Origin of the sequence: Pseudomonas sp. B21-031, assembly GCF_024748985.1 — a bacterium.
Lineage (GTDB): Bacteria > Pseudomonadota > Gammaproteobacteria > Pseudomonadales > Pseudomonadaceae > Aquipseudomonas > Aquipseudomonas kermanshahensis.
Map to the genome: position 1 here is coordinate 2,898,215 of NZ_CP087181.1, position 16,414 is coordinate 2,914,628.

Consider the following 16,414-nt stretch of genomic DNA (forward strand, 5'->3'; position numbering starts at 1 on the left):
AACAACTACAACACCAAGAGATCGCTTGCCATGACCCCCGAACGCATCGAAAGCATCGCCAACCACCCCGACTTCCAGCACCTGGTCCGGCGCAAACGTCGCCTCAATGGCACCCTGACCCTGGCCATGCTGGTGATCTACTACGGCTTCGTCCTGTTGGTGGCGTTCTCCCCCAGCACCCTCGGCCAATCGCTCAGCGGTGGCGTGACCACCGTTGGCATGCTGGTGGGCGTGCTCATGGTGCTGCTGTCGTTCGCCCTCACTGGCATCTACGTGCACCGCGCCAACAACGTGCTCGACCCGCTGAACGACAAGGTCAAGCAGGAGTGCGCGCAATGAACTGGACTGCCATTTCGATGTTCATGGTGTTTGTCTGCTTCACCCTGCTGGTAACCCGCTGGGCGGCACTGCGGACCCGCTCGGCGAGTGACTTCTACACCGCTGGCGGCGGCCTGACCGGTATGCAGAACGGCTTGGCGATCGCCGGCGACATGATCAGCGCCGCGTCCTTCCTGGGCATCTCGGCCATGATGTTCATGAACGGCTACGACGGCCTGCTCTACGCCCTGGGTGTACTGGCCGGCTGGCCAATCATCCTGTTCCTGATCGCCGAACGCCTGCGTAACCTGGGCAAGTACACGTTTGCCGACGTCGTGTCCTACCGCCTGGCGCAAACCCCAGTCCGCCTGACCTCGGCATTCGGCACCCTGGTGGTCGCGCTGATGTACCTGGTCGCCCAGATGGTCGGGGCCGGCAAGCTGATCGAGCTGCTGTTCGGCATCAGCTACCTGTACGCGGTGATGCTGGTCGGGGTGTTGATGGTCGCCTACGTGACCTTCGGCGGCATGTTGGCAACCACCTGGGTGCAGATCATCAAGGCCGTGATGCTGCTGTCCGGCACCAGCTTCATGGCGTTCATGGTGCTCAAGCACTTTGGCTTCAGCACCGAAGCGATGTTTGCCAGCGCCGTGGCCGTGCATGCCAAGGGCCAGGCGATCATGGCACCGGGTGGCTTGCTGTCGAACCCGATCGATGCGATTTCCCTGGGCCTGGGCATGATGTTCGGCACTGCGGGCCTGCCGCATATCCTGATGCGCTTCTTCACCGTCAGCGATGCCAAGGAAGCGCGCAAGAGCGTGTTTTACGCCACCGGTTTCATCGGCTACTTCTACCTGCTGCTGATCGTCATCGGCTTTGGCGCCATCGTCATGGTCGGCACCGAGCCGTCCTACCGCGATGCGGCAGGCGCGATCATCGGCGGCGGTAACATGGTCGCGGTGCACCTGGCCCAGGCAGTCGGTGGCAACCTGTTCCTGGGTTTCATCTCTGCCGTAGCCTTCGCCACCATTCTTGCGGTAGTGGCAGGCCTGGCCCTGTCCGGCGCTTCGGCGGTTTCCCACGACCTCTATGCCTGCGTGGTACGCAAAGGCCAGGCCACTGAACAGGAAGAAATGCGTGTCTCGCGTATCGCCACCCTGGTGATCGGCCTGCTGGCCGTCGTGCTGGGGCTGGTGTTCGAGTCGCAGAACATCGCCTTCCTTTCCGGCCTGGTACTGGCCGTGGCTGCATCGGTCAACTTCCCGGTGCTGCTGCTCTCGATGTTCTGGAAGGGCCTGACCACCCGTGGTGCAGTGTGCGGCAGCATGGCCGGTTTGCTCTCGGCCGTGGTGCTGGTGGTACTTGGCCCGGCAGTGTGGGTCAACGTGCTGCACAACGAACAGGCGCTGTTCCCTTACAGCAACCCGGCGCTGTTCTCGATGAGCCTGGCGTTTTTCGGCGCCTGGGTGTGCTCGGTCACCGACACCTCCGCGCGTGCCAGCGAGGAGCGTGGTCGCTACCTGGCGCAGTTCATTCGCTCCATGACCGGTATCGGCGCTGCCGGCGCCAGCAAGCACTGACTTCGAGAACAACCATGTCGGGTACAACAACAATGAACCGCACTCGTTTCTCTTCCGCCGCCTGGCTTGCCACGCTCGCCCTGCCCTTGCCGGCCATGGCCGACTTCGTCAGCGACAGCCATGCACGCCTGGAACTGCGCAACCACTACATCAACCGCGACTTCCGCCAGAGCAATGCCCCGCAGGCCAAGGCCGAGGAATGGGGCCAAGGCTTTACCGCCCGCGTGGAGTCCGGTTTTACCGAAGGCCCGGTGGGCTTCGGCGTGGACGCCATGGGCCAGCTGGGTCTCAAGCTCGACTCCAGCCGCGACCGCCGCAACACCGGCTTGCTGCCCTTTGGCCCGAACAGCCACGAGCCTGTCGATGACTACAGCGAGCTGGGCCTGACCGGTAAAGCACGGGTTTCCAAGAGCACCCTGCGCCTGGGCACCCTGCAGCCGATCCTGCCGGTGGTGGTGTACAACGACACCCGTCTGTTGTCTTCCACGTTCCAGGGCGGCCTGCTGACCAGCCAGGAGCTCAATGGCCTCACCGTCAACGCCGGGCGCCTCACCAAGGCCAACCTGCGCGATTCGTCCGGCCGCGACGACATGGGCTACGGCGCAGCCAGCAGCGACCACCTGGATTTCGGCGGCGGCAGCTACGCCATCACCCCGCAGACCAGCGTCAGCTATTACTACGCCAAGCTCGAAGACATCTACCGCCAGCAGTTCATCGGCCTGGTCGATACCCGCCCACTGGGCGAAGGCCTGAGCCTGCGCAGCGACCTGCGCTATTTCGACAGCCGTAACGACGGCGCCGAACGCGCCGGCAACATCGACAACCGTAACTTCAACGCCATGTTCACCCTCGGCGTCAGGGCACACAAGTTCACCGCCACCTGGCAACAGATGTCCGGCGACAGCGCCTTCCCTTTCGTCAACGGCGGCGACCCCTTCACCGTCAACCTGGTGACCTACAACACCTTCACCCGCGCCGGGCTCGATTCCTGGCAGGTGCGCTACGACTACGACTTCGTCGCCATGGGCATCCCGGGCTTGAGTTTCATGACCCGCTACACCGACGGCCGCCACGCCGAAACCGCCACGGTCAGCAACGGCCGTGAACGCGAACGCGACACCGACCTCACCTACGTCATCCAGAGCGGCCCGTTCAAAGACGTCAGCCTGCGCTGGCGCAACGTCACCTTCCGTTCCGGCAATGGCTTGACCAATGCCGTGGACGAGAACCGCCTGATCATCGGCTACACCTTGGCGCTGTGGTAACAGCGCCCTTCCCCCATTAGAACAGCATGGAGAACAGCATGTCTGACGCCCCAACCCTGCAAAGCTTCATTGCCGGTCGCTGGATCGGCCAGCACGGCGCCCAGGCCCTGCGCAGCGCCTTGAACGGTCACGTTCTGGCCTACAGCCATGAAGAGCGCCCGGATTTCGCCGAAGCCGTGGACTTCGCCCGCGCCCGTGGCCTGGCCGCCCTCATGGCCATGGACTTCCAACAGCGCGCCGCCCGCCTGAAGGCCCTGGCCTTGTACCTGGCCGAGCGCAAAGAGCAGCTGTACGCCTTGTCCCACCACAGTGGGGCCACCCGCGCCGACAGCTGGATCGACATCGAAGGCGGTAACGCCACACTGTTCGCCTATGCCGGCATCGGCAGCCGCGAACTGCCCTCCGGCAACCTGGTGCACGAAGGCCCGGCCATACCGCTGGGCAAGCAAGGCCACTTTGCCGGCAGCCATATCCTGGTGCCGCGTGCCGGGGTCGCCGTGCACATCAACGCGTTCAACTTCCCAATCTGGGGCATGCTCGAGAAGTTCGCCCCGACCTTCCTGGCCGGCATGCCGTGCATCGTCAAGCCCGCCACCTCGACCAGCTACCTGACCGAAGCCGTGGTGCGCCTGATGAACGCGTCGGGCCTGTTGCCCGACGGCAGCTTGCAGTTGGTGATCGGCAGCACCGGCGACTTGCTCGACCGCTTGCAGGGCCAGGATGTAGTGACCTTTACCGGCTCCGCCGATACTGCCGCCAAACTGCGTGTGACGCCGAACCTGATCCGCAACTCGGTACCGTTTACCGCCGAAGCGGATTCGCTGAACTGCGCAATTCTCGGCCCGGACGTGACCCCGGACAGCGAAGAGTTTGACCTGTACATCAAGGAGGTGGTCCGCGAGATGACCACCAAGGCCGGGCAGAAATGCACCGCCATCCGCCGCGCCATCGTCCCTGCCAAGCATATCGATGCCGTCGCTACCCGCCTGCGCGAGCGCCTGAGCAAGGTGGTGGTGGGCGACCCTTCAGTGGAAGGCGTGCGCATGGGCGCCTTGGCCTCGCATGATCAGCAGCGCGACGTCGGCGAGCGTGTACGCAGCCTGCTGCAGAGCTGCGACCAGCTGTTCGGCGCCAGCGACGGTTTCGCGCCGCATGGTGAGGGTGTTGCCGAAGGCGCGTTCTTTGCGCCGACCCTGCTGCAGGCCCGCGACCCACACGCTGAAGGCGGTGCACACGATATCGAAGCGTTCGGCCCGGTCAGCACGCTGATGGCCTACGAAGACCTTGACGAAGCCCTGGCCCTGGCTGCCCGCGGCAAGGGCAGCCTGGTGGCGACCCTGGTCACTGCCGACCGCGCCGTTGCCGCCAAAGCCATCCCTGTGGCGGCCGCCTGGCACGGCCGCCTGCTGGTGCTGGACCGCGAAGCCGCGCTGGAATCCACCGGGCATGGCTCGCCGCTGCCGCAACTCAAGCACGGCGGCCCCGGCCGCGCGGGGGGCGGTGAAGAGCTGGGCGGCCTGCGCGCAGTCAAGCACTACCTGCAGCGTGCGGCCGTACAAGGCTCACCGAGCATGCTCACGGCAGTCACGGGCGAGTACGTGCGCGGCGCAGAAGTGATCGAGAGCGAAGTGCACCCGTTCCGTCGCTACTTCCAGGACTTGCGTATCGGCGAGTCACTGTTAACCCACCGCCGTACGGTGACCGAGGCAGACCTGGTCAACTTCGGCTGCTTGTCGGGTGACCACTTCTACATGCACTTCGACGAGATCGCCGCCAAGGAATCGCAATTTGGCAAGCGTATCGCCCATGGCTACTTCGTGCTGTCGGCGGCGGCAGGCCTGTTTGTATCCCCTGGCGCCGGCCCGGTGCTGGCCAACTACGGCCTGGATACCCTGCGCTTCATCAACCCGGTAGGCATTGGCGATACCATCCAGGCGCGTCTGACCTGCAAGCGCAAGATCGACCAGGGCAAAGCCAGCCCGTTGGGGCAGCCGCAAGGCGTGGTGGCGTGGGACGTTGAGGTTACCAACCAGCTGGGTGAGCTGGTGGCCAGCTATGACATTCTGACCTTGGTATTGAAGAAGGTTGACTGAGTAGCCTGCCTGCCAAACGATGGGCTGCCTCGCAGCCCATCGCTCATTCGTTCATCAACCCACCACGGCTGGGTCACCCACCGATTGATTGGGCTTGCTCCCGGAAATACGCCAGCTCACGGCGGTAATCCCATACCGTTCGGCCATTGGCCTGCTGACTTTCTTGATCTTTTCCCGCCCGAATTTCGGAATGATGCCGATGCCCGCATCACAGCTGGCCCAATGCCAGGCCTCGGCATTGTCCAACCGTTCCAGGCGGATGATGAAACTGCGCGGTTGGCCATGCAGTTGGTAGTCGATGATGTACAGCTGTGGACCAGGCATCGCAGGGGCCTCCTCTTCTCCATGGATGACCTTTTGATTGATCTGGGCAGTTCCAGAAAATTCAAAAAATTTGCCAACCTAAGACAATCGTTACGATCGCCGTCCGCCGCCATGGCTGTTCTGGCCGCCCTTGCGGCCGGCTTCAGCGGCGCGTTCACGGTCATTGGCGAAGTTGCCACCCGACACCTTGCCGCCTTTGTGCCCGGCGCGGGAGGCTTTTTCCCGATCGTTGGCGAAATTGCCAGAGTTGGTTTCCTTGGTGCCGCCGCGCTGGCTGGTACGTTCTTGATCACGCGCCATTTCGTATCTCCTCGCGATACAAAGGTTGCTAGGCCCTACCTTGATTCCGAGCCAGCAAACACGGGCAATGCTCAATCGAATTGCAGACGGCTGACGGGTGGCGCCAAACGTCCCCAGGCCAAATGCTTGCGTGGCGGCATTAGGCATGCACGCTCCACTGGGTGGAATCAGACTCGATCGGCAGTTCATCGATGGCATGGATCAGCCCGCTCTCCAGTGCCTCCCCGGGCCCCAGTATCCGGGGGTAGGCCATCAGATAACGCGGCACGTCCAGCACTTGGGCACTGCCTTCGGTTCGCTCTGCCACGATTTGAGCGTACAGCTGCAGGTCGTAATCCAGGCTCATGGCGTATTCGGCCATCCTGGCGTGGTCGACCGACCCGTGCAGCGTCCAATGGAAAGGGTGAAACAAGAACTTGCTGAACGCGCAGGCGGTGCGATGCTCGCCCGCCAGAAACAGGATATTGCCCATGGATTCCACCGTCCCCAGGTTGTGGGTATGCAGCGGAATCGGCAGCGCCCGCAGGAAGTTGTACAAGGTAAACCCGTAGCTGCACTCCCCGCCCATGGTCGCGATGTTCAGTTGCAGCAACTGTGCGCCTTGCTGCATGGCGCGCGAACAGGTGTTGATCAGGTTGCCGCAGGTGGATGAGTTGATCGGCCCGGTGAAATGGATGATGTGTCTGGCCATGTTTGCCTCCAGGGTTGGCGGTTCATGCCGGTGAATGGCCAATCCGTCATGGGGTGAAGTCGTCTTTGCACCCGCTATGCGGTGGAGACGCCAACAGCGGCAAAGTTCAACTCTGCGTGCATTACCCGTTGGTCAACCGTGCTGAACCTCACCGCCGCGCATCAGTCGCACCTTCAGAGCGACCACTCAAAAAGCTGGCAATGAGGAAGGCAGCGTGAGCGAGATCCGTATTGGTATATCAGGTTGGCGCTATGGCCCTTGGCGCAAGGATTTCTACCCCAAAGGGCTGCGCCAGGACAGTGAACTCGCGTTCGCCTCGCGGGCAGTCAACAGCATCGAGATCAATGGCTCGTTCTATAGCCTGCAGACGCCCGAACGGTATCGGGGGTGGCGTGAGGAGACGCCGGACGGCTTTGTATTCTCGGTAAAGGGGCCTCGTTACATCACCCATGTACGCCGGCTCAAGGACATCGAAGCGCCGGTGGCCAATTTCTTTGCTTCCGGGCCTTTGTTGCTGGGCGACAAGCTGGGCCCGTTTCTGTGGCAGTTCCCACCCAACATGAAGTTCGACGAAGCGCGCTTTGCGCGGTTTCTGGCGCTGCTGCCGCGTAACCGCAAAGCAGCGCGCGAATGCGCACAAGGGTGTGACGAGCGGCTCAAGGGCAATGGCGGCACCGACATCAAAGGCAACGCACGCTTGCGCCACGCCGTGGAAATCCGCCACGAGAGCTTTCTTTGCGAAGCCTTCGTGAAGCTGTTGCGCAAACACCGCGTGGCACTCGTCGTGGCCGACAGTGCAGGCAAATGGCCCTATGTCGAGGATGTCACGGCCGATTTCGTCTACATGCGCCTGCACGGTGATGTGGAGCTCTACAGCAGTGGCTACACGGCGCAGGCCTTGCGCCACTGGAAACAGCGCATTCTGCGCTGGAGCCAAGGCAGCCAGGCAGACGACGCACACACCGTGCTACCCGGTGCACCGCCCACGCGGGCCACGCGTGATATCTACTGCTACTTCGACAACGACCAGAAGGTCCACGCGCCCTACGATGCCCGGCGCCTTCTGGAGAAGTTGAAGCTGGACTATGACCTGCTCACCGAACCCGGTGTCGAGCCGGAGGTTGAGCTGTGAACAAGACCTTGCCCACACCGCGTTGCATCATCGACAACGTCACCACGGTACAAAGGCTGACCGTGCTGACCCTCAACGTGCACAAGGGCTTCACCCCCTTCAACCGGCGTTTCATCCTGCCTGAGCTGCGCGATGCCGTGCGCGCCACCGGCGCCGACCTGGTGTTTCTTCAAGAGGTGCACGGCAGCCACCAGCAGCATGCCGAGCGCCACGCAGCCTGGCCGGAAACGCCGCAGTACGAGTTTCTGGCCGACAGCATGTGGCCGCAGTTCGCCTATGGCCGTAACGCTGTGTACCCCCATGGCGACCACGGCAATGCCTTGCTGTCGAAATTCCCCATCAGCCAGTTCGACAACCGGGATGTTTCCATCGACGGCAATGAGCAGCGTGGCCTGCTCCATTGCCGCCTGGAGGTGCCTGGGCATAAAGAGGTGCATGCAGTGTGCGTGCACCTGGGCCTGCGGGAATCACACCGCCAGCGTCAGGTGCGCTTGTTGCTGGAGCTGCTCGACAGCTTGCCGCCCGATGCGCCGGTGATCATTGCCGGCGATTTCAATGACTGGCGCCTGAAAGCGGATGTGGCGCTGTCCGAACACCTGGTCGAAGCCTTTGGCGAGCGTTTCGGCACCCCGGCGCGCAGTTTTCCGGCGCGCTTGCCGCTGCTGCGGCTTGACCGCATCTACCTGCGCAATGCCATGCCTAGCAAGGCGCAGGTGCTGTCGAAATACCCATGGTCGCACCTTTCCGACCATGCCCCCCTCACTGCGGAGATCAGCCTATGAACCGACCTTGGCTAGAGGGCAACAGCGTGCAGCTGTTGATCAATGGCGAACAGTATTACCCGCGCGTGTTTGAAGCGATGGCCCAGGCGCGGGAGGAAATCCTGCTGGAGACGTTCATCATCTTTGATGACAAGGTCGGCCAGCAGTTGCAGCAGGTGCTGATAGATGCCGCGCAGCGGGGCGTGCGCGTCGAAGTGGCGGTCGATGGTTACGGCACTGCCGACCTGCCCGACACGTTCATCTCGGCCATGACCGAAGCCGGCGTCAACTTTCATGCCTTCGACCCACAGCCCAGGCTGGTGGGCATGCGCACCAACCTGTTCCGCCGTCTGCACCGCAAGATCGTGGTCATCGATGGGCAGCGCGCGTTCATCGGCGGTATCAACTACAGTGCCGATCACCTGGGCGATTACGGCCCCATGGCCAAGCAGGACTATGCCGTGGAGGTTACTGGCCCGGTGGTTGCGCAGGTGCATGCTACCAGCCGTCGCCTGATGTCCCCCGTGCTGCAGCCACCCAGTGAGGTGCGGCCTGTCACCGAGGCCACCGGGGCTATCACTGCCTTGCTGGTCGAGCGCGACAATGGCCAGCGCAGAACGGCCATCGAAGCCCAGTACCTGCAAGCCTTCCGCGCTGCCCGGCAGCGTATCGTGGTGGCCAATGCCTATTTCTTTCCGGGTTACCGGTTGCTGCGGGAGCTGCGCAATGCGGCGCGGCGTGGGGTGGACGTGACCTTGATCTTGCAAGGCCAGCCAGACATGCGCTGGGTACGGGCCTTGTCGCGGCTGCTGTACAACTACCTGCTGCGTGACGGTGTGCACATTCACGAATACTGCCGCCGGCCGTTGCATGGCAAGGTTGCGCTGGTCGATGACCAGTGGGCCACTGTCGGCTCAAGCAATCTCGACCCATTGAGCTTGTCGTTGAACCTTGAAGCCAACCTCTTCATCCGCGATCACGGCTTCAACCAACAGTTGCATCAGCACCTGCAGTCGCTGGCCAGCGAACAGTGCAAGGCCGTCACCCTGGAACGCATGGTCCGCGGTTACTGGTGGCGGGCGCCGCTGATTTTCCTGTGCTTCCACGCCATCCGTCACTTCCCCCGGATTGCCGGCTGGTTCCCGGCGCACCGCCAGCGCCTGCGCTCGGTGCAGCCGGAGGTGGAAGCCCACGGCGATATGCATGAGGGACAAACGTGATGGCGCGAAAACGTTGGCAAATCTGGGCCAAGCGCCTGTTCACCTTGCTCTTCCTTTTGTTGATTCCAGCCTTGCTGTTCATGCTGGCGCGCAACCTGGACTGGAACGAGGTGCGCCAGTCGCTGCTGGCCTACAAGCCTGGCACTTTAGCGATCGGGTTGGCGGTTGCGCTGTTCAGCTACCTGACGTTTGCCAGCTACGACCTGCTGGCGCGTGCCTATACAGGCCACAACCTGCCTGCCAGGCAGGTGTTGCCTGTGGCTTTCGTCTGTTATGCGTTCAACCTCAACTTCACTACCTGGGTGGGCGGCGTCGCGTTGCGTTATCGGCTGTACGGCCGGCTTGGCCTGGATACCGCGACGATCACCCGCATCCTGACCCTGGGCCTGCTCACCAACTGGATGGGTTACATGTTGCTGGCTGGTACAGTGTTTGCCCTGCGCCTGGTGGACCTGCCGGACAACTGGGCAGTTGGAGCAGCTGGCTTGCAACTGATTGGCTTTGGCTTGCTGGCGATTGCCATCGGCTACCTGCTGGCCTGCGGCTTTGCGAAAAAGCGTACTTGGCAGTGGCGTGAGCATGAAGTCACCTTGCCTGGCTGGCGTCTGGCGCTGGCCCAGGTTGCCCTTGGTGCCAGCAACTGGGCGTTGATGGCACTGCTGATCTTCTGGTTACTGCCTGGCGAAGCCTTCTACCCGTCGATCCTCGGGATTCTGCTCATCAGTTGCGTGGCGGGCGTGGTGGCGCACATCCCGGCCGGGCTTGGGGTGCTTGAAACGGTATTTCTGGCGTTGCTGCATGGCCAGATGCAACAGGGCACGCTGGTAGCGGCGTTGCTGGGGTATCGCACGCTGTATTACCTGCTGCCCCTGCTGTTGGCAGTCATTACGTACCTGATTCTGGAAAAACGCGCTAAGGCCATGCGCCAGCGTGATAATCCAGCCTAGCGCTCTACAGGGCCTCGGCCCGGGAAACTGGGGCTGCTGCGCAGCCCTTCGCCGTCAAGCCAGCGCCTACAGGAGGGCGAGATTCCTTGTAGGAGCTGGCTTGCCGGCGATGGGCCGCGCAGCGGCCCCGATCAATTAGGACTTATCCTCCTCATCAACCACATCATCGGTCCACGGCTCTCCGTCCAATGGCGCCGAACGCGCCAGTTCAGCCTCATCCAGCCCAAAGCCGCCGCCAATCTCGTTAGCATTGACCTGCCGCAACGACTGGTCTGCCGGCCCTTCGCCGTCACCGTCCTCGTACGGGTCGCGGGCACCGGTCTCGTCCAGCAAGGTATCCGGGCTCATGTCGTCATAAGTGACGTTGTCTTCGTGCAGGCTGTCGCTCAACGCTTCGCCACCCGTCATGCCGCTTTCGGCGACGCGCTGTGGCGCAAACGCGTGCTCATCTTCACGAGCAGGTCGTTCGTCGCCCACCCGCCCTTCGCGTTCGTCGTGACGGTCACTGAAATCCAGCTCATGGACACTGCCCATGCGGTCTTCGGTGTCGTCGATTTCGGTAGGTGTGTAAGGTTTGGGTCCATCGGGGCGTGACATGTGCGTACTCCGTCAGTGGGCTATACACGGTCGACTGCGCCCACCACGGGAAAATTCAGAGTTTTTACGCCGAGGGCTGGGCCGCTGGTTGCGCACGGTGCAGTTCATTGGTCAGGTGCAGCCGCATCGCTGCCCGAGCGGCATCGGCGTCTTGGTGCGCGAGCGCAGCGTAGATCTGCTCGCGCTCACGCACCTGTTGTGCGCGTTGCTGTTGGGTGACGTTGTTCTGCGCGCCACGCATCAAAGTATCGGCCAAGTGGCGCATGGCATCGATAAAGAAGCTGTTGCCGGTGCACAGGGCAATTTGCAGGTGAAACTCGAATACGATACGCGTGCTGTCCTGGTGCAACGGCCCAACGGCATTGGCTTCGCCCAAGGCGTCGGCAATGGCCTGCAACTGGCTTGACGTAGCCCGCTGCGCAGCAAGCGCGGCGCACTCTACCTCCAGGCTCAGGCGCAATTCGATGAGCGCCACCGCATCGAGGGCGCTGCCCTTCTCGTGCTGGCTGTCCTGAAAGTCGCCTGGCCGGGTGGTGTCGACCACGAACGTGCCGATGCCCCGACGGGTCTCGACCAGGCCCTCTGCCTGCAGCCGCGACATCGCTTCGCGAACCACGGTACGGCTGACCTTGCGCGCCTCGGTAAAGGCTTGCTCGGTCGGCAGCTTGGTGCCCGCCGGTAGCTCGCCGGCCAGTATGCTACGCGACAGTTCAAGCACCAGCTGCTGGGCCAGGCTGACACGTCGATCAGGGTTGACACGCTCCATCAGAGGATCCATTCAAAAACCAGACGATGAACGATTGTAACCGCAGTTTTACGTCAAAACGCACTATAATGCCCGCTGATCTCACAAGAGCACGATGATGTCTGACCTCACGGCTATTGCCCGAATCAAACCTCGCCGCCTGGCCGAATCGTTGGTCGAACGCTTTGCCCAACGCATGCGTGACGGCACCCTCAAGCGTGGCGACAAACTGCCCACCGAAACGCAGATCATGGCCGCCGAAAGCGTCAGTCGCTCGGTGGTGCGTGATGCCTTGTCGCGCATGCAGGCGGCAGGCCTGGTCGAGACCCAGCATGGCGTTGGTACCTTCGTCCTCGACATGCCGGCACCGGAAGGCTTCAACGTCGGGCCCGCTACCATTGTGCTGTTGTCCGACGTCCTCGACCTGCTGGAGTTCCGCCTAAGCCTGGAAGTCCAGGCTGCAGGCATGGCTGCCGAACGGGCCACGCCACAGGCCATCGACGAGCTGGAGCAAGCGTTGCAGGCGTTGCTGCAAGGCCCGGAAAAGTCGGGCAGTACCACCAACGCCGACTTCCAGTTCCACCTGAAGATCGCCAAAGCGGCCGGCAACCCGTACCTCATCGACATCATGAAACACCTGGGCACCAAGCTGATCCCGCGCACCCGGATGAACTCCGCCTATACCGGGCAGAGCAACCGCAGCACCTACCTGGCGGGGATCAACGCCGAACACCAGCAAATCTTCGACGCCATCGTCAGCCAGCAAGTCGATGCGGCGCGTGCGGCCATGTTCCTGCATTTGAGCAATAGCCGCATGCGCCTGCGCGAGGCGCAGAAACACCAGGCGGTCTACAGCGAGTGAGCCGCTTCAGGCGCCGGTTGCACATCCTCAAAGACCAACCCGTCGCTGGCACTGACCTGCCACGGGTTGGCACTGCCGGTTTCGCTGAAGTGGACCGTGTCGAACCGTGAGCCCTTCAAGCCATCGATCTTGGCCTTGGCCGGCCCGCTGAAACGCACGCGCTCGAAGGACAGGCCTTGGTGATAAGCGCCGTGCAGGCTGTCGCCCTTGACCTCGATCGCCGCCAACTGGGCATTCTCGACCGTGACATTGCTAACCCGCACATCGCGGAACTGGCCAGCGATGGTCGACTTCTTGTAGTCCAGCTTGGCGTTCGGGTCGTTGTAGTCGAGGGTGAAAATGAACGCCTGCTTGACCGTATTGCGCATTGCCGAATCGCGGAACACCACATTACGCGCGCCACCGCCCATGAAGTTGGTGCTCTTCATGCGTAAGCCGGTATCGGTGCCGTCAGACACGTTATCTTCGGCCAGGATGTTCTGGATCCACGCCCCCGTGTGGCTGCCAGCCACGACCATGCCGTGGCCCTTGCGGAAGTAGTTGTTGAAGATCCACGCGTCTTCCTGGGGCTTTTGCTTGACCGCATCGGCGCCGGTGCCGGCTGCGAAGTTGACGCAGTCATCGCCGGTGTCGAAGAAGTTGTTGAACACCAATGCGCCGCGGCTGTTGGCAAACTCGATGCCATCGCCGTTGTTGGCGTCGTAGGTCTTGTGCGTGGTGTTGGCCAGCACCACGTTCTCGGTCTCTAGGTTCATGATGCCGTGATAAGCCGGGTTGAGGACCGTGAAGCCGCCGTAGAACACGTTCTTGACGTTGCGTAAGGTGACCAGCGACGAGCGCATTTGGCCATAGGCGTCCTTGACGTTCATGCCTTCGGCCACGGCGCGAGCGACCTGGGCCTTGGCCAGCACGCCGTCTTGCAGGTAGCGGGTGTTGTCGCTGGGCAGGTAGAACGGCAGCGGTTGGCCACGTTCATCGACGATGTCGGCGTTGCGCTTCCAGCCGTTACCATCAATCACCCCTTTGCCGACGATACGAATGTTCTCGAATGCCTGGTGCGCGCGCGGGTCCCGCGGCAAGGCGTTGATCAGCGAGGCCGGGCGTACGGTGGTGGAATACGGGTACTGGATATAGCCATCGCGGGGGTAGTCTTCGGCGCGCTCGGACCCGAGCAGGGTCGCGCCCTCGGCGATTTCCAGGGTCATGTTGCTTTTGAGGTACAACGAGCCGCTTTTGTAGGTACCTGCTGGCAGCAGCACTTTGCAGCCGACGGTACACGCGTCGATGGCCTTCTGGATGGCGGCAGTGTCGAGGGTCTGGCCGTCGCCCTTGGCGCCATAGTGGCGCACGTCGAACAGTGCCGGCACGGCGGTGGTACGTTGCACGATGACCGGGCTGTCGGCCGATTCCTTGCCGGCGTGGTCCACCGAGCGCACGGTGAAGCGGTATTCGGTGTCGGGGGCCAGGCCAACTGCGGTGTAACTGTGGAGGGCGATACGGTGGTGGAAATTGCGCGTGTCCTGCTCGTAGAAGCGGTCGATATAGGGTTTGGCCGGGGATACTTGTCCGTTGTTGGCGTTGCTGCCACCGAGCAGCTTGCCATTGGCGTAGACGTGGTAATCGGCGATGTCGGCAGGGTCGGCGGGTTTCTCCCAGACCAGGATTATCTGCTGGTCGTCGTAGGCCAGCGTCGGGACCAGGACTTTGCTTGGCGCTTCGAGTGCCCATAGGGGTGAACTGAAGCCGAGCGCCAGGAGAGTCAGCAGTGATCGGGGGGTCGCGGTGTTTGCATGCGGCATGGGGTTATCTTCCTTGTTTTTGCCTGTGACAGTTGTGACTTGGGGGCCGCTTTGCGGCCCATCGCAGGCAAGCCAGCTCCTACCGGGCAGCGGTGGCCTGTGGGAGCTGGCTTGCCTGCGATGGGCTGCGCAGCAGCCCCGGGTCGCTTCAGACGAGCGCCATACGCGGCGATTCAGCACTGAAATCGCGGCTGGCCTGCACCAGCATGCGGGTGTAGTCGTGGCTGGCCAGGTCCTGGCTCAAGGCTTGGCTGTCCAGGCGCTCGACAATCCGCCCCTGTTGCATCACCGCGACCTTGTCGCACAAATGGCTGACCACACCCAGGTCGTGGGTCACCATCAGGTAGGTGAGTTTCTCGCGCTGACGCAGGTCCGCCAGCAGGTTGAGAATCTCTGCCTGCACCGACACATCGAGCGCCGACGTCGGCTCGTCCAGCAGCAACACCCGGGGTTCGAGAATCAGCGCCCGGGCGATCGCCACGCGCTGGCGTTGCCCGCCTGACAGCTGGTGCGGGTAGCGGTAACGGAAGCTGTCGTTCAAGCCGACCTTGACCAGGATGTCGTTGATGCGGTCATCGCGCTCGCCCAGGCCATGAATGGTCAATGGCTCGCGCAACGCGGTGTCGATGGTGTGCCGCGGGTGTAGCGAACCGTAAGGGTCCTGGAACACCATCTGGACCTTGCGAAAGTGCTCCTTGGGCAGCTTGTGCTGCAGCGGGACGCCGGCAATGCTCAGCGCCCCGCTCCAGTGCCGGTACTGCCCAGCCAGGCAGCGCAAGACCGTGGTCTTGCCCGAGCCCGACTCGCCTACCAGGCCGAACGACTCGCCGTCTTCAACCGTCAGGTCGACATCGTGCAGCACCTGGTTGCAGGCGGCGCCCACACCAAAACTCAGGTTCAGCGATTGTGCTTGGATCATGCTCATGTCAGTTCCCTCAGCAGGTGAGCCACAGCGGGTCGCGTTGCAGGACCGGCAGGCGTGGGCGGCGGTTGTCCATGCTCGGCAGGGCCGCCAGCAGGCCACGGGTATAGGGGTGTTCGGCGTATTGCAGGTCGCAGGCGGCCAGCGACTCGACCACCCGCCCGGCATACATCACCAGCACCCGGTCGCAGTAGTTGCGCACCAAGTTGAGGTCATGGCTGACGAAAATCAGCCCCATCTGCTGTTCCACCACCAGTTCTTCGAGCACATTGAGCACCTGCTGGCGTACCGACACATCCAGCGCCGAGGTCGGCTCATCCGCGATGATCACCTCCGGGTTGGTGATGACCATCATGGCGATCATGATGCGCTGGCCCATGCCGCCGCTGACTTCATGGGGGTACAGGTTGTAGACCCGTTTGGGGTCACGGATATGGACCTTTTCCAGCATCAGCAAGACCCGCTCACGGGCCTCGCTGCGGCTGGCCTTATGGTGCGCCAGGTAGGCCTCGGCAATCTGATCGCCCACCTTGACCACCGGGTTGAGCGAGTACTTGGGGTCTTGCATGATCATCGAAATGCGCTGGCCGCGAATCTTCTGCATGGCCTTTTCGCTGGCACTGAGCAAGTCGACATCGCCGAACTGCAGCGCCTTGGCAGTGATCTGCGTGCTATTGGGGTGCAGCTTGAGCAGGCTGCGCCCGACGGTGGACTTGCCCGAACCGGACTCGCCGACGATGGCGAGCTTCTCACGGCCCAAGGTGAACGACACATCGCGTACCGCGTGCATTTCTTTCTTGCCATTGACGAAGCGCACATTGAGCGAATCGACAGTGAGTTTGAGCGTCGACATAAAGC

At 62.5% G+C, this 16,414-nt stretch carries 16 protein-coding genes and 1 pseudogene; 9 read left to right on the forward strand and 8 right to left on the reverse strand.

The window, feature by feature from the left end; all coding sequences use genetic code 11:
* Window positions 1-30 precede the first annotated feature (30 nt).
* Genes LOY53_RS12860 through paaZ form a run of 4 tightly spaced genes read left to right on the forward strand, consistent with a single transcriptional unit; the run spans window position 31 to window position 5,256 of the window.
* Entirely contained in the window at window positions 31-339 is a 309-nt protein-coding gene (locus LOY53_RS12860; protein ID WP_027593240.1) for a DUF485 domain-containing protein, read from the forward strand.
* Window positions 336-1,898 carry a cation acetate symporter gene (locus LOY53_RS12865; RefSeq protein WP_252824122.1) on the forward strand — a complete coding sequence of 521 codons (1,563 nt, stop codon included), beginning with the start codon at window positions 336-338 and terminating at the stop codon, window positions 1,896-1,898. Before LOY53_RS12860 ends, LOY53_RS12865 begins: the two co-directional genes overlap by 4 nt.
* 32 nt (window positions 1,899-1,930) lie before the next feature.
* Window positions 1,931-3,163 carry an OprD family porin gene (locus tag LOY53_RS12870; protein ID WP_258704128.1) on the forward strand — a complete coding sequence of 411 codons (1,233 nt, stop codon included), beginning with the start codon at window positions 1,931-1,933 and terminating at the stop codon, window positions 3,161-3,163.
* A gap of 38 nt (window positions 3,164-3,201) precedes the next feature.
* A complete protein-coding gene (gene paaZ / locus LOY53_RS12875; protein WP_258704129.1) occupies window positions 3,202-5,256 on the forward strand; it encodes a phenylacetic acid degradation bifunctional protein PaaZ in 2,055 nt (684 codons plus the stop codon).
* A 54-nt stretch (window positions 5,257-5,310) separates the two neighbouring features.
* Here the strand turns inward: paaZ and LOY53_RS12880 are convergent, their stop codons facing one another.
* The 3 genes and pseudogenes from LOY53_RS12880 to LOY53_RS12890 form a co-directional block, all read right to left on the reverse strand.
* Window positions 5,311-5,580 carry a DUF6555 family protein gene (locus tag LOY53_RS12880; protein ID WP_027593236.1) on the reverse strand — a complete coding sequence of 90 codons (270 nt, stop codon included), beginning with the start codon at window positions 5,578-5,580 and terminating at the stop codon, window positions 5,311-5,313.
* Between the two features lie 90 nt (window positions 5,581-5,670).
* Window positions 5,671-5,826, reverse strand: a pseudogene (locus LOY53_RS12885) (general stress protein); the annotation flags it as partial.
* Window positions 5,827-6,019: 193 nt separating this feature from the next.
* Complete coding sequence (locus LOY53_RS12890; RefSeq protein WP_258704130.1) at window positions 6,020-6,571, reverse strand: ATP-dependent Clp protease proteolytic subunit; 552 nt, start codon at window positions 6,569-6,571, stop codon at window positions 6,020-6,022.
* 214 nt (window positions 6,572-6,785) lie between these two features.
* On the opposite strand from LOY53_RS12890, the gene LOY53_RS12895 reads away from it, so the two are divergent.
* The 4 genes from LOY53_RS12895 to LOY53_RS12910 are packed head-to-tail and all read left to right on the forward strand — an operon-like array spanning window position 6,786 to window position 10,631.
* Complete coding sequence (locus LOY53_RS12895) at window positions 6,786-7,703, forward strand: DUF72 domain-containing protein (RefSeq protein WP_252824127.1); 918 nt, start codon at window positions 6,786-6,788, stop codon at window positions 7,701-7,703.
* A complete protein-coding gene (locus LOY53_RS12900) occupies window positions 7,700-8,485 on the forward strand; it encodes an endonuclease/exonuclease/phosphatase family protein (protein ID WP_099454132.1) in 786 nt (261 codons plus the stop codon). Before LOY53_RS12895 ends, LOY53_RS12900 begins: the two co-directional genes overlap by 4 nt.
* Window positions 8,482-9,684: a cardiolipin synthase ClsB gene (clsB, locus tag LOY53_RS12905; protein WP_252824130.1), complete on the forward strand. Its 1,203-nt coding sequence runs from the start codon at window positions 8,482-8,484 to the stop codon at window positions 9,682-9,684. The genes LOY53_RS12900 and clsB overlap by 4 nt, the downstream gene beginning before the upstream one ends.
* A complete protein-coding gene (locus LOY53_RS12910) occupies window positions 9,684-10,631 on the forward strand; it encodes a lysylphosphatidylglycerol synthase domain-containing protein (RefSeq protein ID WP_252824131.1) in 948 nt (315 codons plus the stop codon). The genes clsB and LOY53_RS12910 overlap by 1 nt, the downstream gene beginning before the upstream one ends.
* 135 nt (window positions 10,632-10,766) lie before the next feature.
* Here the strand turns inward: LOY53_RS12910 and LOY53_RS12915 are convergent, their stop codons facing one another.
* On the reverse strand, window positions 10,767-11,228 hold the full coding sequence (locus tag LOY53_RS12915; RefSeq protein WP_258704131.1) for a phosphotransferase system, HPr-related protein: 462 nt from the start codon (window positions 11,226-11,228) through the stop codon (window positions 10,767-10,769).
* 64 nt (window positions 11,229-11,292) lie between these two features.
* The gene (locus LOY53_RS12920; RefSeq protein ID WP_252824134.1) at window positions 11,293-11,994 is read right to left on the reverse strand and encodes a FadR/GntR family transcriptional regulator; all 702 of its coding nucleotides are present in this window, start codon (window positions 11,992-11,994) and stop codon (window positions 11,293-11,295) included.
* A gap of 97 nt (window positions 11,995-12,091) precedes the next feature.
* Here LOY53_RS12920 and LOY53_RS12925 point away from each other — a divergent pair, with 97 nt between their 5' ends.
* A complete protein-coding gene (locus tag LOY53_RS12925) occupies window positions 12,092-12,835 on the forward strand; it encodes a FadR/GntR family transcriptional regulator (protein ID WP_252824136.1) in 744 nt (247 codons plus the stop codon).
* On the opposite strand, the gene LOY53_RS12930 is transcribed toward LOY53_RS12925, so the two are convergent.
* The 3 genes from LOY53_RS12930 to LOY53_RS12940 form a co-directional block, all read right to left on the reverse strand.
* Entirely contained in the window at window positions 12,823-14,634 is a 1,812-nt protein-coding gene (locus tag LOY53_RS12930; protein WP_258704132.1) for a glycoside hydrolase family 28 protein, read from the reverse strand. The genes LOY53_RS12925 and LOY53_RS12930 overlap by 13 nt on opposite strands.
* Before the next feature lie 148 nt (window positions 14,635-14,782).
* A complete protein-coding gene (locus tag LOY53_RS12935; protein ID WP_099454125.1) occupies window positions 14,783-15,559 on the reverse strand; it encodes an ABC transporter ATP-binding protein in 777 nt (258 codons plus the stop codon).
* Between the two features lie 10 nt (window positions 15,560-15,569).
* The gene (locus tag LOY53_RS12940) at window positions 15,570-16,409 is read right to left on the reverse strand and encodes an ABC transporter ATP-binding protein (protein WP_099429354.1); all 840 of its coding nucleotides are present in this window, start codon (window positions 16,407-16,409) and stop codon (window positions 15,570-15,572) included.
* Window positions 16,410-16,414: the final 5 nt, after the last annotated feature.

Bases quoted from the DNA above. Each gene is read 5' to 3' on its own strand.
- LOY53_RS12910 (WP_252824131.1), top strand. From the start codon at position 9,684: ATGGCGCGAAAACGTTGGCAAATCTGGGCCAAGCGCCTGTTCACCTTG.
- LOY53_RS12860 (WP_027593240.1), top strand. From the start codon at position 31: ATGACCCCCGAACGCATCGAAAGCATCGCCAACCACCCCGACTTCCAG.
- LOY53_RS12865 (WP_252824122.1), top strand. From the start codon at position 336: ATGAACTGGACTGCCATTTCGATGTTCATGGTGTTTGTCTGCTTCACC.
- LOY53_RS12915 (WP_258704131.1), bottom strand. From the start codon at position 11,228: ATGTCACGCCCCGATGGACCCAAACCTTACACACCTACCGAAATCGAC.
- LOY53_RS12930 (WP_258704132.1), bottom strand. From the start codon at position 14,634: ATGCCGCATGCAAACACCGCGACCCCCCGATCACTGCTGACTCTCCTG.
- LOY53_RS12925 (WP_252824136.1), top strand. From the start codon at position 12,092: ATGTCTGACCTCACGGCTATTGCCCGAATCAAACCTCGCCGCCTGGCC.
- paaZ (WP_258704129.1), top strand. From the start codon at position 3,202: ATGTCTGACGCCCCAACCCTGCAAAGCTTCATTGCCGGTCGCTGGATC.
- clsB (WP_252824130.1), top strand. From the start codon at position 8,482: ATGAACCGACCTTGGCTAGAGGGCAACAGCGTGCAGCTGTTGATCAAT.
- LOY53_RS12940 (WP_099429354.1), bottom strand. From the start codon at position 16,409: ATGTCGACGCTCAAACTCACTGTCGATTCGCTCAATGTGCGCTTCGTC.
- LOY53_RS12890 (WP_258704130.1), bottom strand. From the start codon at position 6,571: ATGGCCAGACACATCATCCATTTCACCGGGCCGATCAACTCATCCACC.
- LOY53_RS12920 (WP_252824134.1), bottom strand. From the start codon at position 11,994: ATGGAGCGTGTCAACCCTGATCGACGTGTCAGCCTGGCCCAGCAGCTG.
- LOY53_RS12870 (WP_258704128.1), top strand. From the start codon at position 1,931: ATGAACCGCACTCGTTTCTCTTCCGCCGCCTGGCTTGCCACGCTCGCC.
- LOY53_RS12880 (WP_027593236.1), bottom strand. From the start codon at position 5,580: ATGCCTGGTCCACAGCTGTACATCATCGACTACCAACTGCATGGCCAA.
- LOY53_RS12935 (WP_099454125.1), bottom strand. From the start codon at position 15,559: ATGAGCATGATCCAAGCACAATCGCTGAACCTGAGTTTTGGTGTGGGC.